Genomic DNA, 21,146 nt, shown 5'->3' with positions numbered 1-21,146 from the left:
AACAAAACAATCAAATCTTGCACTCCATGTTACCCTAAACTGTCATGCATTTAAATTTTCTTTTTACACGAATTACACTGTGAAGATTGGGATGCTTTTGATTACTCAAATTTTCTGGATTAAATACAGATACTGTTCGAGTAGAGACGCGCCATGGCGCGTCTCTACATGGCGGCTATGACTTACATCCTTTTTTTCTTATGCGGCTTACTGGACTTTCTATTTCCGTTTGTTGAAGTTGATGGGAAAATTCATCAGCAACGACAGGACTATGATACAACGAGAACAAAACATTTAGAAGCTTATGGTTATCGAGTGATTCGCTACCAAAATCAAGATGTTATGACTAATCTGGAGGTGGTTTTAGAGGCAATTCGTCAGGTTGCCTCTTGCCCATCTCAGGGGACATTATAAATCGAGAAGCCGAAGCAATGTTTAAACGCCGATGGTATGAAGAGGACTTGAATTACAACACTAAGGTTTTATTTTGTCAATAGACTTAACTTGATAACAGGGGAAACTTGTTTCCTGTACTCAGTAACTCAGCAAACGCCTCAGCAGATAAAGGCGGACTAAACCAATAACCCTGGATTTCATCACACTGATGTCCTTTGAAGAAATTCAATTGACTTAGGGTCTCCACCCCTTCCGCGACAACCTTTAACTTCAGACTGCGAGCCATTTGTAAAATTGCCGTTGTAATCGCTTCATCGCGGCTATCTTCGGTCAGTTGACAGACAAAAGAACGGTCAATTTTTAACACATCAAAGGGGAATTTCTTCAATTGGCTTAAGGCAGAATAGCCTGTGCCAAAATCATCAATAGAGATACGAATACCCAAAGCCTTGAATCTCTGTAATGTCGCGATCGCGGCTTCTGGATTTTGCACTAATGTACTTTCGGTGAGTTCTAACTCTAAATAATGGGGATTTAGTCCAGTTTCATGGAGGATGTCCACAACAAAGTTGGTTAAATTAGACTGATTAAACTGACGGGGCGATAAATTCACGGCAATCCGTAAGGGATAGATTCCCTGATCTTGCCAGAGTCGCGCTTGGTGACAAGCTTGTCTAAGTACCCATTCGCCCAATGGTACAATTAGCCCAGTTTTTTCGGCTAAGGGAATAAACTCAACAGGCGAAATAATCCCGCGTTGGGGATGATTCCAGCGCACCAAGGCTTCCGCCCCCTCAATTTGTCCCGTGAGTAAATTTACTTTCGGTTGATAATAAAGCTGAAACTCCTGCCGTTCTAAGGCTTGACGCATTTGGATTTCTAGCTCAAAGGCGGCTTGAGATTTCGCGCCAATTGAGGCAATGTAAAACTGGTAGCGGCGATTTCCTGATTGTTTGGCTTCCTCTGTTGCTACACTGGCATGTCTAATCAGGGTGTCGAGTTCTCGACCATCACGCCCTAAGATCGCAATACCGATGTAGGCAGACAGGAAGATTTTATGGGAGTCTACCTGAAACGGTAAATCAAACGCCTTTAACAGGGTTTCGACAATTTGAATACTCTCTGGTTTGTGATAACTTCGACTTAAGAGGATGATAAAATGGTCACTATCGATTTGGGCGATGGTATCCTGCTGTCCTAACAGACGGCGTAAGCGTTCGACAACGGCTTGAAGCAATTGATCGCCGATAGCAAGTCCTAGGGTATTGTTCAGTTGGTTGAGTTGTTCAATCTCCAAAGACAGCAGGAAAATCTGGAGTTTACTCTGATTCCCCTGAGTCTCTAGCTGATTAAAGCGTCTCTGTAATAACTGACGATTGGGCAGATTAGGATTGATCACAGACTGCTGTTGGCGTAGCTTCACCTTTTGCAGCCGCGCCGCGATCGCACTGAGGATTTGGGCGCGAGTAAAGGGCTTAGTGACGTAATCATCAGCCCCCAACGTCATACCCTGACGAATATCTGCCTGTTCTGTCTTTGCGGTTAGGAAGATAAAGGGAATCGTTGCCGTTAAGGGATGCTGTTGCAGGATCTTGAGTACACCATAACCATCCAGTCCCGGCATCAGGATATCGCAAATAATCAAATCGGGTTGTTTGGTTTGAGCCAATTTCACACCGATTCTACCATTATCCGCACTAAGCGTCTCGAACCCCTCCGCGTTCAGGAGTTTTAGTAGATTCCTGTGAATGGCTTTCTCGTCTTCAATTACTAAAATCGTCGTCATGACTATAGCTCGCTGGATATCTCGCCCAATGGGAGCAAGTCGGAAAACGAGGCGAGTATTATCGCTTTCCTGTTGAACAAGTTAGCAATTAGGGGGTATAACCCACTCCTAATAAAATGTTGGGCTTGTCGAAGCCAGAAAAAATGATGATTTAGATTTCGATTATGGTTATGTACAGTATTTTAAAATTAAACTGTTAAAAGCCATAGAAATTCCTTTAGTTTCGCGGATTTTTTTCCTCTTTGTAGAGAAAATTATTGAGTTTTGATTGTAATTGTTTAGTACCCAAGACGTGGATATTTACCGCTGTTTTAATCGAGAAGGTGCTGTTCCCTATTCTAGTCCCTATTCCCGGTGTCCTGAATCTTGTATTTTGCCCCAGCTATCGTCCATCAACGGTAAGCGAACCGTAAACGTCGTACCAACACCAACTTCACTGGTTACGGTAATTTGACCCTGGTGAAGATCAACACATTGCTTGACAATGGCTAACCCCAATCCTGTCCCCGCGATCGCGCCCACATTTTTCCCCCGATAGAAAAAATCAAACAAGTGAGGTATATCCTCTAAAGGGATACCAATTCCCTGATCCTGAATTTGAAAGCAAGCATTCTCTCCCTCACGGGCTAAGTTGAATCGAATCGTACCGCCCACCGGAGAGTATTTAATCGCATTGGATAGCAAATTAGACAGCATTTGTTGCAGCAGTTTTTCATCCATCATTGCTGGTAAACAAGTAACTTGACTCACGAAGGCGAGGGTATAGGCTTGATTGTGATCATCGGTTAAGGATTTGACGGTTAAACCTTGCTGAATCTGAGTCACTAACCGTTGGCAAAAGTCATAGAGTTCCACAGGGGCGGGAGTAAAAGGGAGTTGTTCCACATCAGCCGTACCGATAAACTGCATATTTTCCAACAGTTGCAGCATCAGGTGTACGGTTTCCTGAATCAGATGCAACTGTTCCACTTGTTCAGCTTTTGTCCATTGGTAATGTTCCAACAATTCAGCCGTAGACAGAATCGTCGTCAGGGGTGTGCGGAACTCATGAGAGGTGATGGATAAAACCTGAGATTTTAAGTCTCCCCGTTGTTTCTCTTTGGCTAAAGCCACAAGAATTTCGGCTTCGGCTTGCTGGCGTTTGTCCATTTGCGAGTTGAGTGGAGGGTATTCAGGGAGACTCTGTTGTGGCTGTGATTCTGACGCTGATGTTGAAGATGGCGTATGAGTGAGGATCTGCTCAACACCCATCAAAATCAAGGTTTCAGGAGAAATATCCAGGCGAGTTGCCATGTCTTGCAACTTCAGCCAATGGTCATCCGTAAGAGTAATCGCGATCGTTTGCATCTCAGGTTAGTGATTGAGATGCTACCAGTTTAGCTTTGAGGATGAGGGGAATGGGAAGATGGGGGGATGGGGAAGATGGGGAAGCTGGGGGAGCAGGGGAAGCTGGGGGAGATGGAACGTCTGTTGTAGGGGCGGGTTTTACCCTCGATCTGGGAATTAAGATATCCACGCTAAACAGTTTTTATCAGTGTTGTTTGGTTCGCTTTCGTCCTAAGCTTAGAGAATATGTAATTGTTAATTAATGCTAACGGTACGGGTTTTTGTGTAGGGGCGACCCGCCTGCACCAATTAACAACACTAGTCCACTCAATTTGATCGGGTCGCCCTGTCTCGTTCAAATCGTGTCTACTCCCTGGGCATTGTCGGGGGTAGACCAAAACATCAGGATTTCAGAGATCCCCCTATAGTCTCACCCATCAAATCTTATCGGGCATGAGTCGAGTCCCTAGATAAGCAATAATACTTAAATCGCGTTAAAATGACGGTAAAGTCCGTGGGACTCTCCAGGTAGAGCAACAAGAGACAACCTTAATCAAAAATGCTCCACAATAGAAGTCCCTACAGATTAATGACCCTGAGTTCTTAGAGTTCGGGGCTTGGAAGAACCAGCTTCCAACGCAAGCATTGTCTGAGGACTGATAGGCTTCCCTGTCACATCATAAAGGCAGATCAACGTCCAGGAGAAACTCAAATGATGATGAAGGCTCAAGACATCATGACCACCGATGTGGTCACCATTCGCGGTTCAGCGACTGTAGCTGACGCCGTGGATTTGATGAACGATATGGGTCTGCGGGCTTTAATTGTAGATCGCCGCCATGACCAAGATGCTTATGGCATTCTGACGGAAACTGATATTGTTTATAAAGTTATTGCCTATGGCAAAGATCCCAAAAAAGTGCGGGTTTATGAAATAATGAATAAGCCCTGCATCGTGGTCAATCCTGACCTCGGTGTAGAGTACGTAGCGCGATTGTTTGCCAATACGGGTATTCGCCGCGCTCCAGTGATCAAAGACAAACTTCTGGGTATTATCTCTGTTACCGATATTCTCACCAAAGGAGACTTCCTCGAAAAACCCAAGAGTGTAGTACTTGAAGACGAAATCCGCAAAGCGGTAGAAGAAGCACGGGCTGTCTGCGCCCAAAAAGGACCAACCTCTAAAGAATGTGCCGCCGCCTGGGATATTGTGGAAGAACTGCAAGCAGAAGCGGCACACCAACGGGCAGAAAAACTCCCCCAAACAGCGTTTGAGGAATATTGCCAAGAGTATCCCGAAGCCCTGGAATCTCGAATTTATGAAAGTTAATTTGATTTCAGATTTGACCGGGCTACCTGGAAGACAAGACAAAATTTCCTCATGATACCCTCCACCACCATAATCTTTGATTGGGTGGTGGCTTTTTTTGACAATTTTTGCTGGCTTCAATAAAGGAGGTAGTACATTTTTGGGCGGAACTGGGCTAGGATAATTTTGCTGTTGGATAATTGAACCACTGTTATCGCCAAATGGGTTAGGAGAATCGGGCAGAATGAAAAAAAGAGTTATGTCATCTTTGGTTGTCGCTGTTATCACGACAAGTTTAATTCCTAGTCCAGGTAGGACTGAGAATATAAGTAACGACTCAACGCCCGATGCTCGTCAAATCAGTCAGTTATTTTATCCACCACCCAGCGCAGAACCGACATTTCGGGTGATTGGCAAAGGTCGAGCCAGCCAACCTGCTGATAGAGCTAGTCTCCTGTTTAAAGAAGTTACCGTAAACAAGGATATCTTTGTCACCTATACAGGACGATAAGTCGGGAAATCTGTGAAGGTAGGGAGCAGAGGGAGCTGGGAAGCTGGGGAAGTTGGGAAATTTGAGCATAAATCAGTCAATTGTAGGGGCGGGTTTAGGGACTAAATTCAGATATCCACCAATAATTCATCAACAAAACCCGCCCTCTTATAAGGTTCTAAGAATACCCTTATCTTCCTAGCAAACGAGACAACAGCAAATACATCAAACGAAATAGAGCTGTTACCGCGATCGCACTTAAGTGGTATTCCACAAGCTGTACAATATCTCTGCTGTGCTGTTTGCAGCGTGGCTTTCTGATCCAGTTCAGCAAAGAAGTTTTGGGGACGAGGGCAATGGGGGCGAGTGCAGTGGATTTCCATTGTTCATATCCAAAGAAGTCATAAGTGATCAGTTATATATAAGTTATAAGTTAATTGTAGGGGCGGGTTGAGGAACTCAGGTTAGCTTTTCACCAATAACTGAAAGGCAAAACCCGCCCTGATTCATCAGTCTTGGCTACGGAATCCTTAACTTCGTTCAAGGGAACCTGGTTTTGAGTCGCGATCGCGCCTTGTATCATTCTTATCTTCATAGGAAACGAGACAGTAGTAAATAAATCAAGCGAAATAGGACAGTTATCGCGATCGCACCCGCTCCAGCCAACACTCCAGCCACAACGACTGCTAGAATTGACTTACCGGCAAGGAATGCTAGGATAAACGATAAAACTAAAGTAATTCCGGCAAGAATCGGCAAGTCTTTACCTTCAATAATTCGGCGGTATTGGGTATAGATTAAACCACCAACAGTCATCCCCACCAATCCCACACTAATCCCTGATACCAATCCCCCACTAATCCCTAAAATATCAAAGATACTTCCCAAGACACTAAAAACTAACGCCCCTTCAAAGCCAGTAAACCCTGCGCCGATTAACGTTTCTGATAGGGTAAAGCGGGGTTTTGGTCGCTGAATAGCGGGTTGTTGCTGAACCACAGGTTGGGGTTGAACGGCTGGTTGGGGTTTGGGAGTGGGGGGAGGTGGAGGCGTTGGTGCTGGGGGAGTTCGACGCGGTTTGAGGGCGTCCATCACCTCTTGAGCCGATTGAAAGCGTTTATTTGGGGTTGGCAGAAGCATACGGTTTAAGACCTCTGCTAGCGTATCACTAACCTGGGTGTAGGGTCTCCAGTTCCAAGCGTTATTGTAGGAATCATATAACTCTTCTGGCTCTTTCCCCGTCAACAACATAATCAAGGTTACCGCCAACGCATACAAATCTGTTGATGGGTAAACTTGCGCCCCTGACATCTGTTCGGGTGGCGCAAATCCCATCGAATAAATTCCCGTGGATTTGCCAGAGGGGGTTCCTGCTGCACCTTTGGTGACTTGTTTAACCGCACCAAAATCCAACAGGTACAAGCGTCCATTCTGGTGACGCATGATATTAGAGGGTTTAATATCCCGATGGATTGAACCATTCTCATGGACAAACTGGAGTACCTTCAGCATTGCTTGTAACACCTCTAGAACTTCAGGTTCAGAGAATGTTCCTTTGGTTTGCAGTTCTTTCTCCAAGTCTTGTCCATCAATATATTCCTGGACTAGGTAGAAAAACTGGTCTTCTTTACCCGATTGATGTAGGTTACTAACACTTAAGGGGAAAAAGGCATAAAGATTGGGAATTTGGGGATGATCATTACCCAGTTGTTCTAATACCTCCGCTTCCCGTTCAAATAAACCTTGGGCAATGACGAGTTGTTGGGGGCTTAAGTCGCCAGACGGCTGGAACTGCTTCACGACACAATCACGCATCGTTGGCGTATAGCGATCGCGGGCTAGAAATGCAGTACCAAAGCCGCCCTGACCCAGTAACTTGGTAGGAAGATAGCGACCTACTAAAATCAGGGGCATCCCACAAGCCGTACAATACTTCTGTTGTGCCGTTTGCAGTGTCACCTTGTCATCGAGATCGGCAAAAAAGTTTTGAGGGCGAGGACAGGTGGGACGAGTGCAGTAAATTTCCATTTTTCCACAAGCATTGGCACTACTAATTGTATCGCCCTCTTCGGTAACCCTGTACCTGGACATCAATTCTGTCCGTTGTACTAAGAAATGTTAACCTGTGTCCAATCCTTACTGTTTCTTCCTAATCTCTAACCGTTAACTACATTATTGGAATTATCTATGTCAAAAATTGGCAACGAAAACGAACAAGATAATACTCTGTTGAACCAATGGCGTCAGAAAATCGAAATCGCCAATCACAACAATATTTTTTGTCATTGTCGCCATTGCGGTGATGAATGGGTGGACTCCTCGTTAAAGAGTGCCTGTAATCACTGCGGTAGCCACGATATTGAACGAATTCCCTGTTGGCAGTTCCCAGATGGTTAAATTAAGGAGGTGGGAATAATTTAGATTGTCATTTGTTATACTCGCACAAGTAAGAAGCAAGCTACCTTATTTGCCATTTATCGAAGAATTATTCCACTCTATCGGGGCGGGTTTAGTGATATCAGGGTGACAACCCAATGTTAATAGTAAAACCCGCCCCTACAACTTCCCCAACTTCCCCAGCTCCCAGACGTAGCATGCTACGTCTCTACATTGCTCCCCCAGCACCCCCAGCTCCCCCTGCTTCCCCAGCCTTCTTAAGGCGATCGCAACGTCTGAATGGTTAAAACTTGGGGTGGTGTTGCATCCGCCGGATAGATCAAATCCACTTCGACAAAACGGCGATCGCCTGGAGGCATTTTTAGGGTTAACAATGGTTCTCCAGCTTGACCCCGGTGTTGCACCAGATGAATGGAACGGGTGCGGGCTAACCCCCGATCATCGGTATAACGTAGTTGTACCGTACCCCGAAAGAAGACCTGGGAATCGGGAGGATTTAAGAAGTGCAATTCGTCGGTTTCTTCTTCTTCGTCGGGTTTAAGTGGGGTTTGAATCGCTAAGGTTACGGTTTGTGAAGTATCTGTGCGGTTGACTAAAGGCAAAGTAAGGTGATAATGCACCCCATAATTGCCATGGGCACGATGAGCGGTATCCGGATAACGGACTTTTAGAGGCGCACTCTGCACTTGATTAGTACCTAAAGTGATAAACGGTACAGTACTTAGGGGATAGGAAAACGCTTGACCCGGTTGAGGAATACTCAAATTCGACGCACCCGGGCGATCAACGACCTCAGTACGCCATTGAGAACCAATCGCCACACCTGCGACTCGACCATAGACAATCTTACCGTTCGTTTGGTTGGGCGGTGTCGGGATGCGATCGCGTGGTCCGGCTAAATTGCCTTTAAATAATAAATACCGCCATTCGTCAAGAGTCGGTGGACGATAGGGAAGCCCAGGTATCCCTAAAGGTTTTCCATCCACTTTGCGATCAGAGTTCAGGGGTGCATACATGGCTAAACTTGCCATATAAATCGGTCGATTGGTTCGCAGACGCATCAACGTAGACCGGGAATTGCCTAACGCAATCGGTAAATTCAATACCATTTCGCTCTGTCGCGGCGGAATAATAATTTGAGCAGGAAACGAGGATTGATGCACACCACGCAGGATATCAGTGGCTACCCGTGAACCGGGACCAGAGTAGACCAAACCAAAGGGATTATCCATATAGGGCGGTAAGTTGATAAACGGAGCATCCGGATTGGTTACATAACTCACCGCTTGCAAAATATCTAAGGTTACAGGTTGACTCCCCGCATTGTGAACCAGAACCCCTTGGTACATGGGTCGCCATTCCTCTGGCGTATTGGAACGGGCGATATGATGAGCAAATATATCAAAGCGTCCAGAAAGCGGGAAATTTAAATGAGCGCCAGGACTCGCTTTTCCGTAAGGGGGGAAAGTTGACAGTAAAATCCCCTCGGTTTGGATCACTTCGGGACTATTACTATTAAAGACAGGTATCTGATCCAGTTGTCCCGGTAAGGATCGTATTTGCTGGGGTTGCACCACCAATTCCTGGGCGGGAGGGGGAGTTGGGGTTGTCGGGAGGACAGGGATAACTTGAGCCAGGGAGAAATTGGCGAATAAAAGCAGCATGAACGAAGGGGTTTTCCAACCTCACACACACAACAACAGTTCTCAGTTTCAGCGTTTCACTCCCGTTATCAGTAATAAACTGGCAACAACGGCGGAGTGATTAAGTATAGACCGATACCAAGAACTCTAGACTTATCATCCTACCGCTTGTTATTGATTATTGGTCAATTGCTATTATCTTCAACCTGCATAAGCTGACACTACCGAGATATAATTTACAATACGTTCCAGCGACGGCATAATTTGGATATTGACTATGACTTCCAGCTTCTACCATAAACTGAATCGCCTGATTCTCCGCGGAACCACAACCACAATCCTAGCCACCACCTCCCTAACCAGTTTTATCCTCACCGCCTCACGTCCCGCACAAGCTAACCCGGAAGTTGACCTTTACACCTTATGTACGAAATTCCCCTTAAATTCGCGCTGTGAAGGCTACGAACCCCCCGTCTCGCTCAAACAGCGTTCGGGTCATGAGGGAATCTGCGCCTTAACCTCTGGTGAAACTGATCTATCCGGTAAATGCAAAATCTCCCTCACTGAGGGAATCATAACCGCTTATATTGAACAAGGCGATCGCCTCGCGGTTTTGGATGATGAAAGACCCACCCAGGAAATTACTGTTGCGGCAAGTAATATTGATACCCTAACCTATCAAGAAGGCAAAAAAGCTAACGTGGGTCGGATTATTGGTAATACCTTGCTGTTCGGCGTTCTGGGTGCTATCTTTACCAAACCGGATAACATTGCCCAAATTGAGGTAGGTTTCACCGGAAACTCTGATCCCGCAACCACACAGGTTTTGACCTTAGTAACCGAACGGGAATTGGGACTGACGTTAAGAAGCAATTTGGAACGATTAACAGGAATTTTCGCGGAAATACCTGCCGAAGAGAGACCGGAAACTCAAGAAGCAACAGTCGATAATTCCGAGACTTATTCAACAGATTTAGACGAATTCTGTGAGTCTTATCCACACAATTCCCGTTGTCAGAATTCCACCGATGAATAGAGAATCGAGCGACTCAATAACCTATTTTCGATCGTAAGGAAGGGCGGGTTTTGTTGTTCCGTTATCAGTAATAAGCCTATTGAGTGGCTAAACCCGCCCCTACAACTATGTGATTTCAGTTGCTCACCCCATTCCTCCCCAAATCAGCCGCGCTACCCAAAATGGAGCTAAAGTCGCGATCGCAATCCAGTCTCCCCAGTGTAAACGCAGTTGATGCCATTGGACTCGATGCTGGTTAGGACTGGTAAAGCCGCGCACTGTCATGGCTTTGGCAATTTGCTCGGCTCGCATGAGTAGATTTTCTAATAACCGTTCAGTCACCATGATCCAAACTTGGGCGCTGCGGCGAACCCCTAGTTTTTTCCAGTTAATCGCACGAGTCCGAATCGAACGGACTAAATTTTGCACTTCCTCCAAAACTAAGGGAATAAAACGCAAGGATAAGGTTAATGTTAGAGCAATTTCTGTAACTGGAATATTCAGACGCCGTAAGGGAAGCATTAGACTTTCTAACCCGGCGGTAATTTCTTCTGGGGCGGTGGTGAGCAAGTAAAGATTGGTACTATAAATTAAGGTAAAAATTACGGTACTGACCCGAACCGCTAGATCCAATGAGCGACGGGTAATTGTCACTGGACCCGCTTCCAGGAGAATATATCTGTAGTCCGTCGGTTGGGGTAAATTGGTCAGGATAACGGTTTCACTCTCAGAAGCCTCTGGAACCGATTCACGTCCGATGCCAAAGGGATTATACCAGGGTCTAGGTTGAGGCGATGCCTGTGCTGAGGTTTCAGCAGACTCAACCACGAGGATGTCCGCCTGCGGCAGCCGAGGCTGATGATCAACCGCCAATCCATCGGGTGCGATCGCGGTGAGAATAAATACAAATACCGATAGCATCAGCAACCAACCCATTTGCTGACGCCAAACCCGCAACGGGATACGAGCTGACAGGGTGAACAAAATCAGTACCACAACAACAGCCAAACGGCAATAGGGATTGGCTAATAAAGGTACTGCCAAAAAGCTCATTAACCAGATAAGTTTTACCCGAGAATCCAGGTAATGTAGCCAGGTTACGGGTTGTTCCAGGTATAGCCCTAACGGGAGCGATCGCAGTAAGTCCATGGTTTGTCATTCGTCATTCGTCATTCGTCATTCGTCATACTCGCGCAAGCGAGAAGCAAGCTATGTCATTCGGCAAAAGGGAATGGGGAATAGGCAAAAATATGCCCTCGAAGGTTGTCAAGAATCAATGTATCCCATCTCACTCTTGTTTTGACCATTGACAAAGGACATAAGACCAAGGACAAATGACAAATTAAACCCGAACGGCTCGATTAGCATTGCTGCTTTCAACATCGCGAACTTTCTTCCCACGCCATAATAGACGCAAGGGTGTCCCTGTAAAACCCAGTTGTTGGCGAAATTGACGCTCAATATAGCGGCGATAGTTGTCGTTAAATCGTTTCGGATCATTGACAAACAGGGCAATCGTTGGGGGTTTAGTTTTAACCTGGGTGCCGTAGTAAATTTTGCCTTGCCGTCCTTGGCGGTTGGTGGGCGGGGAATGCCAGTTAATGGCTTCTGCCAGCACTTCATTAATCACAGACGTACTGACGCGGCGCTGGTGTTCTGCGGCAACAGTATCAACTAAATCGAGAATTTTGTCTACTCGTTTTCCGGTTAAGGCGCTGACAAAAATCATCGGTGCCCATTCAACAAAATAGAGGCGATTTTTCAGCAGTTTTTCGTATTCATAGATCGTATAGGTATCTTTTTCAATCGCATCCCATTTGTTTACCAAGATAACCGCCGCCCGTCCGTCTTCAGCAATGCGTCCAGCAAGTTTTTGGTCTTGTTCGGTAACACCATCTAGGGCATCAACCACGAAGAGAACCACATCAGAACGGCGAATGGCTTTGAAGGCTCGATTAATGCCAAAAAATTCTGGTCCATATTCGACATTTTTCTTCCTGCGAATGCCTGCGGTATCAATAAGACGATATAGTTGAGATTCACTCCCGGTTTCTGGGTTTCCGGGGCGTTCGACAATCATATCAATGGCATCGCGGGTAGTACCGGAAACGGAACTGACGATCGCACGTTTTTCTCCGGTCAGGGCATTTAATAAGCTGGACTTACCCACATTCGGACGCCCGACAATCGCCACGTTGATTTCTGAGGTGTCGGGAAGCATTCCCACCGTGGGCAAATAAGTAATCAGTTGATCCAGAAGTTCCCCGGTTCCTGCACCGTGAATCCCAGAGACAGGAAAGGGTTCACCTAAACCGAGTTCCCAAAACTCAGCCGCTTGGATCAATCCTTGTTGAGGGGATTCGCACTTGTTTACAGCCAGAACAACCGGGACAGGATGCTGGCGTAGCCAATCTGCGATCGCATAATCGGCGGCGGTGGGACCGATTTGACCATCGACCACTAATATAGCGGCGCTGGCTTCGCTGAGGGCTGCCATTGCCTGTTCTCGAATCAGGGGCAGAAATTCAGTATCGTCATCAAAAACCAAACCCCCGGTGTCTACAATCGAGTAATCCCGGTCTTGCCAGAACGCCGGTCGATAAGTGCGATCGCGGGTAACTCCCGGTTGATCATGGACAATCGCATCCATCACCCCGGCTAACCGATTGACAAGCGTTGATTTGCCCACATTCGGGCGTCCGATTACAGCAACTATTGGCAAACCCATCGTCTTTATCCCCCTTACAGATATGAAGCGTTACGCTCCAGTCTTCTATTGTAGCGAGGTCAGAGGGCGTGGCTGATTCCTTTATCGGCTGGAATCTTCGGGAACGACAATCATAGACAGCGTTTGACTTTGGTGATCCACTTAAAAACCAGGGTGCGAGGAGGAACTTGGGAAGCTTTGGAAGCCTTACTGCAAGAGAAGGGATACTATCAAGGCGGCTTGAATAAGGTTGAAGTGGCGCGAGCGATTTCTGAGTATATGAAGCCTGAGAATAATCAATCCCTGAGTTTCCAGTGCTTCAACTCTGGGGTAAAAACCCTTTTCAGGTGATAGTTGTACTTAAGCTAAAAAAGGGAATAGGGAACAAGGAACAGGTAAAAGTAGTCACTCGAACCATGTCCTCGTAAAAGGTCAATGAATTTAATATCATTTTTACGAATTACGAATAAACCCTTATAAACCCGGAATTTCTGACAACTTGCCCTCAACTTCTTCAACCGAAAAACCTGTCATTTCTTGCCATTCTTCTACCGTGAACTCATAGCCCCGTTCTTTCGCCATCTTGATAAAGGCGTCTACGTTTGGGGCAGCGCTAAGTTCCTCTCTTAAAGCCGGGTTCGCTTGAGCATCTCGAAACAGCTTTGCCACTTGCTCCTTTGCCATTCCTGGTAACTCCTAATTTGACCAAATAATGCTACACTAGCAGACTTCCGACTCTAGGAAAAGCAAATTTTGTTAAATTTCTCAACGCTTTGGGAAACCACCGCTTAGACTGACACCATGCTTATGGCAGGATAGCAATACACAGCTTAACAAGGCTTGGCAGGAGCAGCAGTTATGGTTAAGGGTAACCCAAAAGGATTTCTGGGACGCTTATTTCAACAATTTCGCAGCGTTGAAGGAAGTCGGATTTTCCATCGCTTCAAGACGATCCCAGGTCGCTTTCGAGCCATCCTACTGCGGTTCGTCCCAGCGCGGTTACTTTGGTTATTTCCATTCCTACAAGATGAACTGAAACAGCGTGCGCCGAGTTTAGATGAACTCAAAGATCGCATGGCGGGTAAAACGAAACCCAGTGAAGGATTAGAAGCCGAAGGTGGCGTGGTGACAGAAGTCGTCGTTCCGCCAGGGGTAACGTCCCTCTATCCGGAGTATCGCTGTGTTCGGGGAAATCCCTTTTACTGTGAATGGGTGCAACAAACCCTGCTCGAACAACCCGGTGCCAACTATTGTACTCAATGTGGATTTCCGACGTTGTTACCGCCAGAAACAAAAATTCGCGGGACTCGGGGAACCTATCAAATTGAAGGCTTCCTCAAAAATCGGGGTCGAGGTCGGCTTTATCAAGGACTGCAACTTCCGACTCGTCAACCTGTGGTAATCAGGGAATATCTGTTACCCGATCGCTATTTTAATCTCCAAGAAACTCAGTTACGCAAAGAAGCCTTTGTCAATCTCGCGGGTGTCACCTTAGCTGATGGGCGGATGCAAGACTTTCGCCTCGTCCCTCCCTGGGACGCGATCGCAGATCCCCGGTTTGAACGCTGCTATTTAGTTAGCCAAGGGGCATTAGATACCTATCCTACCCTAGCCAGTTACGTGGCGCAAACCGGGGCGATGACCAGTTATCAGGTGCGACAAATCCTGGAACAGGTGCTGCAAAGTTTAGAATTTCTCCATGGACAAAAATTTCGCCTCCCTTCGGGTTTAGTCCAACAGGGACTCACCGATGGCAATATCAGTTTAGATAGCTTACTGATTGTTCCTAGTTTTCAAGGCTTTTTTATTTATTTATGTGACCTCCTCTTGTGGGAAGGACGATTTGATCCGCCCTTACTCGAACGTCCTTTGTTATCACCAAAAAAGGATTTACAAGACTTGGGGTATGTGGCATTTTATCTTTTAAACGGCGGGACTCATGATCCGGTTACGCTTCAACCCTTTAATCCCCGGATTACCAAGCATTGGCCCCTGATTAAACCAGTGTTTAAGGACTATATTTTATCCCTAATTGGCATTGGGACATCATCCTTTGAAACCGCCGAAATTGCCCGCCGCGCTTTATTACAATTGCCCCCCGAACCGCAAATTATCCCGCCCTTCTCCCAACCGGAAGCCGAAGCTGAGGCGAAGAAAAAGAAACGGCGGTGGTGGCGTCCTCGCTTATTCTGGCTGCTTTTACTACTCCTGTTGTTGGGATTATTAATCTGGTGGCTATTGGGGAGAAATCAACCCCAAACTGCAATGGACACCGAACCATTTCCCTGCTGTATTGAACAAGTATCCGGGATTCCGACGGGAACATTTACCTATACAGCAGAAGCATACGGGGCGTGGGATTATATCCTAGAGCAACCCAATTTAATTGCCAAGGATACCACCTTGGCTGGTGAATTATACCAGCGTCAACCGAAATTAGAGTTAAACTATCAACCTGTACCCTCTTGGACAGACGCGATCGCACAGGTTCGGGAGGAGGAGGCGGAGTTTGCGATCGCGACTCCCATTAATCGGTTAGAATTTCCCTTAGACGCAGAAGAAGTGGCGCATGATGGCTTAGTTGTCTTTGTCGCCTTCAGTTATGCACAACGGGAAAACAGTTTACCCGCCGCCTTAAATGGGCAAATTAGCTTTAAGCAATTACGCCAACTCTACACGAGAGAAATTACCAATTGGCAAGAATTAGGTGGACCGGATATCCCTGTTCAACTGTATGCTCCCCTGAGTGATCAGGCAATTGAATTGTTTAAGCAGCGCGTTTGGCAAGATAATACAAACAATAATAATATTGCCGAATTTGAAGCGCTATTGCAACAAATAAACCAACCAAGTAAAGCCATTGTTGACTCCGGACGTCCCCCAATTATCAGCCAGCAAACCTTTGAAACACTGCGGCAAGTGATTCGGGATTTTGAACAGCGAAATATTGGCGCGATCGGATTTGATTCCTTGAGTAAAGTATTAGGACAATGTTCAGTCTATCCCCTAGCCATCGTGGACGGAGAAAATAATGCAATTTCACCTTTAGTACAAGATAACCGACAACCGATTACTCCGAACATAGATTTATGTAATGCTAAAGGTAGTTATGGTGCCAATGTGGAGGCATTTATTAACCAAACCTATCCCTTAGCTTATCCCCTAGCCGTTATTTATCCGAGAGATAATAGCCGTCCCCCCATTGGCACAAAGTTTGCTGAAATTCTCAGAACTGAACAGGCGCAATGTTTATTGTCTAAAACAGGATTAGTCCCACTGCGATCCTATCTGGATTCTACATTCTGTACCCAGGAATTAGAAAGCGCTGAACCTGATAATGGATGAATAAGTTGGGCAAAATTCACCTTATGTTAATCGCTCTTGGTCTGAAATCACCACGATTGATATCTGTTGTGTCATACCAAATTCGGATAAACTACCTCCTTATGAATAGGGACAAGGCAACAGGCAACAGGATTTCATCGGCTAAAGGATAAAGGGAGTTCTCAAGGCGGATTTGGCATCACACTCAATTCCGGCTGTCTGAATCAAACAGAGATTAGACAAGCAAATTCTTCCAGGGTTGCCCATTCATTATCTATCTCGCTAGAAGATGTTAAGGAAATGAAGAACCCTTCTATCTCCTTCCAGGCAGAATCATGGAATTGAGGAAAATTATCAGGTATGTTGATAGTCTCTTGATCCTCATAAAACGGGAATTGGCTGAAGTGAGTGCTATCGGATAACCGATACTCTAGGTTATTTCCCGTTGCCTGTTTTTTCTCTAAGGTTACTAGACTGCGGTTTATCGTCTCCACTGTTTCTTGCTGTCCATCACATTGGGTTTTCGCTATTTCGACAATTGTTTGGTAATCTTTTAAGCACTCACAAGAATAAAATGTAAATCCTACAGTTTCGGAATTTTGCTCCTGTTGAATCATCTGGTTAAAATTGGCTCGAATGACCTGGTGAATTTTATGGAATAATTCCATTTCTCAACTCCCTTGCTATGAGTGGCACTACTTTTAGGTGCTACTTGTTTACATTTCTTTACCTATTATGTTAAATCTACCTAGAAATAATTTTTTGCTCACAAACTCTTCACAAAACCCGCTTATAAATAGGTGGACACAATAACAGCTAACGGTGGAGTCGTCATTTGTCATTTGTCATACTCGAAGAGCGCCAGAAGCAAGCTACGTCCTTTGTATTTCAATGCATGAGAGCTTAGAACGCGACTTATACCAAGTTGCAGTCTAAAGTAAAATCTGTCATGCTGAGCGAAGCGAAGCATCTGTGGAGTCCGGAGCGAAGCGGAGGAACGAAACGAAGCATATACAGAACCCTCATCTCCCCCATTATCCTCAGCTTCCCCAGCCTAGCGGATGACAGAGGCTGACTAAAAATGGTACAACATCTTAGTTTAAATAAACGGGATGATTAAGTGAGGAAGCGGAATGTACATTATCCAGGTTGCCTCTGAATGCGCCCCTGTGATCAAAGCCGGCGGCTTAGGGGATGTGGTTTATGGTTTGAGTCGGGAGTTAGAGATTCAGGGGCATTGCATCGAACTGATTCTGCCCAAATACGACAATATGCGCTATGACCACATCTGGGGACTCCATGATGCCTATATTAATCTATGGGTACCCTGGTATGGTGCGGCGATTCACTGTTCCGTCTATTGTGGTTGGGTTCATGGACGAGTCTGTTTCTTTATCGAACCGCATTCCCAGGATAATTTCTTCAATCGGGGCTGCTACTACGGTTGTGATGACGATAACATGCGGTTTGCTTTCTTTTGTAAAGCTGCTTTAGAGTTTATGCTTCAGAGTAATAAGCGTCCTGATGTGATCCACTGTCACGACTGGCAGACGGGTTTACTTCCAGTCATGCTGTTTGAGATCTATAAATATCATGGCATGGAAAGTCAGCGGGTATGCTACACCATTCACAACTTTAAGCACCAAGGAATGGGGGGAAATGAGATCCTTTTGGCAACAGGGTTGAATCGGGAAGCCTATTATTTTCAGGATGATCGCCTGAAAGATAATTTTAATCCCTTTGCCTTAAACTTTATGAAAGGTGGTATTGTTTACGCCAATGCGATAACGACAGTTTCCCCCCATCATGCCTGGGAAGCTCGGTTCACGCCCATCGGATGCGGATTAGGTCATACGTTACATTTGCATCAGGATAAGTTTACCGGAATTCTTAACGGCATTAACGATGATTTTTGGAATCCGGAACAAGACCGCTATATTCCCTATCACTACGCCCCGGATAGTTTTGAAGACAAAGCGAAAAATAAAAAAGCGTTGCGGGAACGGCTGTTAATCCAGGATGTTGATAAACCAATTGTGGCGTTTATTGGTCGTTTAGATGATCAAAAAGGAGTGCATCTGGTTCATCATGCCATCTACTATTCCCTGCATAAGGGCGCTCAATTCGTTTTGTTAGGATCAGCGACAGCTGCGGCAATTAATTCCTGGTTCTGGCACGAGAAATACTACTTAAATGATAACCCTGATGTCCATTTGGAACTGGGATTTAATGAGGAATTATCTCATCTGATTTATGCGGGAGCTGATTTTATTCTGGTTCCTAGTAATTATGAACCCTGCGGACTGACTCAGATCATTGGCTTAAAGTACGGAACCGTGCCAATTGTGCGGAGCGTGGGAGGATTAGTTAATACGGTGTTTGACCGCGATCACCACCCGAATCACCCCATGGAAAAACGCAATGGGTATGTATTTAATCACACCGATTATTATGCGTTGGAATCCACGATGGATCGGGCGTTGGGATTGTGGTATGACTATCCTGAAGAGTTCCGTAAACTGGCGCTTCAAGGTATGGCGTATGATTACTCGTGGAATGCTTCGGCATCTAAGTATGTGAAAATTTATGACATGATCCGACATAAATAGGGCTTGCTGAATAACTGGTGAGGTGAGGGGGAGATGAGGGAGATGGCGGAATATACTGGAAGAGAAACCCTTGAAAAGGATTATGTTGGATTAGTCAGTGCTTTTGTTTATCAAGGGGTTGACCAAGACTATCTATCAAAACTATGGCGATAGAATCACCGAAAATGTACCATTGCTCCCCCTGCTTCCTCTGCTTCCCCTGCTTCCCCTGCTCTCTAACCCCACCACAAGACTTATTCAGCAGACCCTATGTAGGAATGGGGGTGGAAGAAGGCGAGAGCGATCGCTGGAGCTAATGTTAAGAAAGATGTGAGTAATGCATAGCACCATGGGAAGAGGGGAGCAAGAGAAGAGGATAGGGAAACGGTGTTCCAGACGTGCTTTTGAAGCCTCTGGGAGTGATTGTTTCCCCTTCTCCCTTGATGGGAGAAGGGGTTAGGGGATGAGGGTGAAACGGTTCCATTGTGGGGATACACTACCCCTAAAAATGGTGATTGAGATACTTCAGGAAACCCGCTCTGGAGCAATAACCACCTGAATATACTTCTCACAACACTGTTGAGATAACTCCTGGATTTGCTCATCTCGGTTCTTCCCCGGTTTTAAGTTATCCAACAAGCCTTGAAAGCCGAGAAAAGCCAGATCATATATAAGTTGCTGACTCAACTTGCCATAAAAGAAGCCGCCATGGGTATTAATTTCTCCTTTAACAAAATAAGCAATACTCAACCGCAAGTAATCAAACACCACTAATGCCGATTTTTTCAAAGACTGGCTAACCACACCTGTTGCTTTATTAGGTTCTGAGTCAGTAAAATCCCAATAATCTGTGCAATCAAAATAGGTAAACCGATCCGCAACTCGCACGTATTGTAAATCGATGGTTGAGACATCAGAACCCTTCACAATCTCCTGATCAACCTGACCCACTGAAACCAGTTCATCGAGTTGTTGATGTTCCCGATTAGACGCCCGAATTTCTAGACAACAATATGGCGAGTCAATTTGACCATTTTTATTGTTCACAATTCCGTAATCATTCTCAGTCAGACGTTGATTGCGATAGTCATATTGATCAGCAAATCGTTGTACTGTTAAATTTCCCAATCGGTAACCGCGAAAACGAGTTCTAGCGGGAAAATTGATGTAATTCACCGCCGTTGATGCCAGTCGCAGGGCTAAATCGCCTTCATTACTAAACAAATATGCCTCTTCGCAACGACGTAACGCTGATCGCAAGAAGTTTGAACGAACAGGCATAATTGAGTCAATGGGGATATCGGGACCTACCAGAATTAATCAACCCAAACTAAAAACGCGACCAATATAGTTAGAGGGTCGTTTGTTAATAGATTCTGTATCGAAGATATCGGAAAGAATTCGGACCACATTAGTTACCACAAAACAGCCCATACTGTGACCCAAAAAATTCAACTTAATTCGGATATCTTCCCTTTGTCGGCATTCGATCACAGCTTGGTCAATTTGCCGGATTAATTCCACTAAATCCACAACACCATAGTTCATCGCCCGGTTGCGATCGCGCAGATATGTCGATAACCTAAGTGCTAGTAACGCCAGGATTATTCCCAGTGACAGGATAAATAGAATTAACAGAATGACGAATAACCCATTAACTAGCCTATTGAGTTGCAAAGGCAGGAAAATTCCCACTGATTAACTTTTTCAACCAGATCTTCAGCATTAATCGGTGCCGTACTATTGACGTAGTACCCCCAAACGGCTTTCTCTTGACTAAATTCTTCGATGGGGACAATTTCAAATTCTGAAATCTTCGACGGGATTGATGTCATCGGTTACCAATTTTACAGACAAATAATGTTTAAGAGCTTTATTTTAATCGAATTGGTGCTTTTTTCAAGTAATTGTTATTAAAATAAATAATTATTATAGAATTTTAATCCTTCTAGCTGCCCTATGCATTACTCACATCTTTCTTAACATTGGCTCCAGCGATCACTCTCGCCTTCTCAAACCCCCATTCCTACATAGGGTCTGCTGAATAAGTATTGTGGTGGGGGTAGGAAGCAGGGAGAGTCTGGGAGTTAGACGTTTATAGTCAAGGATACCAATGGTATTGAGCAGGGGGTTATAGGAGCGCACATTTTCCCATGATGAAATAG

21 protein-coding genes are annotated in these 21,146 nt (G+C 45.4%); 9 read left to right on the top strand and 12 right to left on the bottom strand.

From position 1 onward, the window contains the following. Positions 1 to 153: 153 nt before the first annotated feature. A complete protein-coding gene (locus ACLFWI_RS09305) occupies positions 154 to 414 on the top strand; it encodes an endonuclease domain-containing protein (RefSeq protein WP_446412710.1) in 261 nt (86 codons plus the stop codon). Between the two features lie 85 nt (positions 415 to 499). Here ACLFWI_RS09305 and ACLFWI_RS09300 read toward each other — a convergent pair whose 3' ends face one another. Beyond that, positions 500 to 2,182: an EAL domain-containing response regulator gene (locus tag ACLFWI_RS09300; RefSeq protein WP_446412709.1), complete on the bottom strand. Its 1,683-nt coding sequence runs from the start codon at positions 2,180 to 2,182 to the stop codon at positions 500 to 502. Positions 2,183 to 2,527: 345 nt separating this feature from the next. Then, entirely contained in the window at positions 2,528 to 3,529 is a 1,002-nt protein-coding gene (locus tag ACLFWI_RS09295; RefSeq protein WP_446412708.1) for a sensor histidine kinase, read from the bottom strand. Positions 3,530 to 3,579: 50 nt separating this feature from the next. Between ACLFWI_RS09295 and ACLFWI_RS09290 the strand changes: the two genes are divergently transcribed. From ACLFWI_RS09290 to ACLFWI_RS09280, 3 genes are all read left to right on the top strand, one after another. Continuing rightward, the gene (locus ACLFWI_RS09290) at positions 3,580 to 3,771 is read left to right on the top strand and encodes a hypothetical protein (RefSeq protein WP_446412707.1); all 192 of its coding nucleotides are present in this window, start codon (positions 3,580 to 3,582) and stop codon (positions 3,769 to 3,771) included. A 449-nt stretch (positions 3,772 to 4,220) separates the two neighbouring features. Next, positions 4,221 to 4,838, top strand: coding sequence for a CP12 domain-containing protein (locus tag ACLFWI_RS09285; RefSeq protein WP_446412706.1), 618 nt, complete (start codon positions 4,221 to 4,223; stop codon positions 4,836 to 4,838). 238 nt (positions 4,839 to 5,076) lie between these two features. Beyond that, positions 5,077 to 5,328, top strand: coding sequence for a hypothetical protein (locus tag ACLFWI_RS09280; protein ID WP_446410374.1), 252 nt, complete (start codon positions 5,077 to 5,079; stop codon positions 5,326 to 5,328). A gap of 107 nt (positions 5,329 to 5,435) precedes the next feature. Here ACLFWI_RS09280 and ACLFWI_RS09275 read toward each other — a convergent pair whose 3' ends face one another. Both ACLFWI_RS09275 and ACLFWI_RS09270 read right to left on the bottom strand, forming a co-directional pair. Then, positions 5,436 to 5,690 carry a 4-Cys prefix domain-containing protein gene (locus ACLFWI_RS09275; RefSeq protein WP_446410373.1) on the bottom strand — a complete coding sequence of 85 codons (255 nt, stop codon included), beginning with the start codon at positions 5,688 to 5,690 and terminating at the stop codon, positions 5,436 to 5,438. Between the two features lie 208 nt (positions 5,691 to 5,898). Next, positions 5,899 to 7,335: a protein kinase domain-containing protein gene (locus tag ACLFWI_RS09270; protein ID WP_446412711.1), complete on the bottom strand. Its 1,437-nt coding sequence runs from the start codon at positions 7,333 to 7,335 to the stop codon at positions 5,899 to 5,901. Between the two features lie 159 nt (positions 7,336 to 7,494). Here ACLFWI_RS09270 and ACLFWI_RS09265 point away from each other — a divergent pair, with 159 nt between their 5' ends. Next, on the top strand, positions 7,495 to 7,704 hold the full coding sequence (locus tag ACLFWI_RS09265; protein WP_446412705.1) for a hypothetical protein: 210 nt from the start codon (positions 7,495 to 7,497) through the stop codon (positions 7,702 to 7,704). Positions 7,705 to 7,961: 257 nt separating this feature from the next. Here the strand turns inward: ACLFWI_RS09265 and ACLFWI_RS09260 are convergent, their stop codons facing one another. Beyond that, a complete protein-coding gene (locus tag ACLFWI_RS09260; RefSeq protein ID WP_446412704.1) occupies positions 7,962 to 9,368 on the bottom strand; it encodes a DUF3370 domain-containing protein in 1,407 nt (468 codons plus the stop codon). Positions 9,369 to 9,624: 256 nt separating this feature from the next. Between ACLFWI_RS09260 and ACLFWI_RS09255 the strand changes: the two genes are divergently transcribed. After that, the gene (locus ACLFWI_RS09255) at positions 9,625 to 10,383 is read left to right on the top strand and encodes a hypothetical protein (protein ID WP_446412703.1); all 759 of its coding nucleotides are present in this window, start codon (positions 9,625 to 9,627) and stop codon (positions 10,381 to 10,383) included. A 123-nt stretch (positions 10,384 to 10,506) separates the two neighbouring features. Here ACLFWI_RS09255 and ACLFWI_RS09250 read toward each other — a convergent pair whose 3' ends face one another. Then, complete coding sequence (locus ACLFWI_RS09250) at positions 10,507 to 11,511, bottom strand: energy-coupling factor transporter transmembrane component T family protein (protein WP_446410991.1); 1,005 nt, start codon at positions 11,509 to 11,511, stop codon at positions 10,507 to 10,509. 193 nt (positions 11,512 to 11,704) lie between these two features. Then, entirely contained in the window at positions 11,705 to 13,090 is a 1,386-nt protein-coding gene (gene der, locus ACLFWI_RS09245) for a ribosome biogenesis GTPase Der (protein WP_446412702.1), read from the bottom strand. A 123-nt stretch (positions 13,091 to 13,213) separates the two neighbouring features. Here der and ACLFWI_RS09240 point away from each other — a divergent pair, with 123 nt between their 5' ends. Continuing rightward, complete coding sequence (locus ACLFWI_RS09240) at positions 13,214 to 13,420, top strand: hypothetical protein (protein WP_446412701.1); 207 nt, start codon at positions 13,214 to 13,216, stop codon at positions 13,418 to 13,420. Between the two features lie 123 nt (positions 13,421 to 13,543). On the opposite strand, the gene ACLFWI_RS09235 is transcribed toward ACLFWI_RS09240, so the two are convergent. Further along, positions 13,544 to 13,753, bottom strand: a complete 210-nt coding sequence (locus ACLFWI_RS09235; protein WP_446412700.1) for a Nif11-like leader peptide family natural product precursor — start codon at positions 13,751 to 13,753, stop codon at positions 13,544 to 13,546. 174 nt (positions 13,754 to 13,927) lie between these two features. On the opposite strand from ACLFWI_RS09235, the gene ACLFWI_RS09230 reads away from it, so the two are divergent. Beyond that, positions 13,928 to 16,414, top strand: a complete 2,487-nt coding sequence (locus tag ACLFWI_RS09230) for a substrate-binding domain-containing protein (RefSeq protein ID WP_446412699.1) — start codon at positions 13,928 to 13,930, stop codon at positions 16,412 to 16,414. 203 nt (positions 16,415 to 16,617) lie between these two features. Here ACLFWI_RS09230 and ACLFWI_RS09225 read toward each other — a convergent pair whose 3' ends face one another. After that, on the bottom strand, positions 16,618 to 17,061 hold the full coding sequence (locus ACLFWI_RS09225) for a hypothetical protein (protein ID WP_446412698.1): 444 nt from the start codon (positions 17,059 to 17,061) through the stop codon (positions 16,618 to 16,620). A gap of 465 nt (positions 17,062 to 17,526) precedes the next feature. On the opposite strand from ACLFWI_RS09225, the gene glgA reads away from it, so the two are divergent. Continuing rightward, positions 17,527 to 19,002, top strand: a complete 1,476-nt coding sequence (gene glgA, locus ACLFWI_RS09220) for a glycogen synthase GlgA (protein ID WP_446412697.1) — start codon at positions 17,527 to 17,529, stop codon at positions 19,000 to 19,002. Positions 19,003 to 19,506: 504 nt separating this feature from the next. On the opposite strand, the gene ACLFWI_RS09215 is transcribed toward glgA, so the two are convergent. From ACLFWI_RS09215 to ACLFWI_RS09205, 3 genes are read right to left on the bottom strand one after another with little or no spacing between them, the layout of a single operon-like run. Then, a complete protein-coding gene (locus ACLFWI_RS09215; RefSeq protein ID WP_446412696.1) occupies positions 19,507 to 20,262 on the bottom strand; it encodes a hypothetical protein in 756 nt (251 codons plus the stop codon). 39 nt (positions 20,263 to 20,301) lie between these two features. Continuing rightward, positions 20,302 to 20,658 (bottom strand): hypothetical protein, encoded by a 357-nt coding sequence (locus tag ACLFWI_RS09210; RefSeq protein WP_446412695.1) that lies wholly within the window; start codon positions 20,656 to 20,658, stop codon positions 20,302 to 20,304. Beyond that, the gene (locus tag ACLFWI_RS09205; protein WP_446412694.1) at positions 20,640 to 20,816 is read right to left on the bottom strand and encodes a hypothetical protein; all 177 of its coding nucleotides are present in this window, start codon (positions 20,814 to 20,816) and stop codon (positions 20,640 to 20,642) included. The genes ACLFWI_RS09210 and ACLFWI_RS09205 overlap by 19 nt, the downstream gene beginning before the upstream one ends. Positions 20,817 to 21,146: the final 330 nt, after the last annotated feature.

Source organism: Coleofasciculus sp. (assembly GCF_046539235.1).
GTDB lineage: Bacteria > Cyanobacteriota > Cyanobacteriia > Cyanobacteriales > Coleofasciculaceae > Coleofasciculus.
This window is presented reverse-complemented; position numbering and strand designations above follow the sequence as displayed.

Excerpts from the sequence above, each read along its gene's own strand:
- ACLFWI_RS09305 (WP_446412710.1), top strand. The coding sequence starts at position 154 with ATGGCGCGTCTCTACATGGCGGCTATGACTTACATCCTTTTTTTCTTA.
- ACLFWI_RS09300 (WP_446412709.1), bottom strand. The coding sequence starts at position 2,182 with ATGACGACGATTTTAGTAATTGAAGACGAGAAAGCCATTCACAGGAAT.
- ACLFWI_RS09295 (WP_446412708.1), bottom strand. The coding sequence starts at position 3,529 with ATGCAAACGATCGCGATTACTCTTACGGATGACCATTGGCTGAAGTTG.
- ACLFWI_RS09290 (WP_446412707.1), top strand. The coding sequence starts at position 3,580 with ATGGGAAGATGGGGGGATGGGGAAGATGGGGAAGCTGGGGGAGCAGGG.
- ACLFWI_RS09285 (WP_446412706.1), top strand. The coding sequence starts at position 4,221 with ATGATGATGAAGGCTCAAGACATCATGACCACCGATGTGGTCACCATT.
- ACLFWI_RS09280 (WP_446410374.1), top strand. The coding sequence starts at position 5,077 with ATGTCATCTTTGGTTGTCGCTGTTATCACGACAAGTTTAATTCCTAGT.
- ACLFWI_RS09275 (WP_446410373.1), bottom strand. The coding sequence starts at position 5,690 with ATGGAAATCCACTGCACTCGCCCCCATTGCCCTCGTCCCCAAAACTTC.
- ACLFWI_RS09270 (WP_446412711.1), bottom strand. The coding sequence starts at position 7,335 with ATGGAAATTTACTGCACTCGTCCCACCTGTCCTCGCCCTCAAAACTTT.
- ACLFWI_RS09265 (WP_446412705.1), top strand. The coding sequence starts at position 7,495 with ATGTCAAAAATTGGCAACGAAAACGAACAAGATAATACTCTGTTGAAC.
- ACLFWI_RS09260 (WP_446412704.1), bottom strand. The coding sequence starts at position 9,368 with ATGCTGCTTTTATTCGCCAATTTCTCCCTGGCTCAAGTTATCCCTGTC.
- ACLFWI_RS09255 (WP_446412703.1), top strand. The coding sequence starts at position 9,625 with ATGACTTCCAGCTTCTACCATAAACTGAATCGCCTGATTCTCCGCGGA.
- ACLFWI_RS09250 (WP_446410991.1), bottom strand. The coding sequence starts at position 11,511 with ATGGACTTACTGCGATCGCTCCCGTTAGGGCTATACCTGGAACAACCC.
- der (WP_446412702.1), bottom strand. The coding sequence starts at position 13,090 with ATGGGTTTGCCAATAGTTGCTGTAATCGGACGCCCGAATGTGGGCAAA.
- ACLFWI_RS09235 (WP_446412700.1), bottom strand. The coding sequence starts at position 13,753 with ATGGCAAAGGAGCAAGTGGCAAAGCTGTTTCGAGATGCTCAAGCGAAC.
- ACLFWI_RS09230 (WP_446412699.1), top strand. The coding sequence starts at position 13,928 with ATGGTTAAGGGTAACCCAAAAGGATTTCTGGGACGCTTATTTCAACAA.
- ACLFWI_RS09225 (WP_446412698.1), bottom strand. The coding sequence starts at position 17,061 with ATGGAATTATTCCATAAAATTCACCAGGTCATTCGAGCCAATTTTAAC.
- glgA (WP_446412697.1), top strand. The coding sequence starts at position 17,527 with ATGTACATTATCCAGGTTGCCTCTGAATGCGCCCCTGTGATCAAAGCC.
- ACLFWI_RS09215 (WP_446412696.1), bottom strand. The coding sequence starts at position 20,262 with ATGCCTGTTCGTTCAAACTTCTTGCGATCAGCGTTACGTCGTTGCGAA.
- ACLFWI_RS09205 (WP_446412694.1), bottom strand. The coding sequence starts at position 20,816 with ATGACATCAATCCCGTCGAAGATTTCAGAATTTGAAATTGTCCCCATC.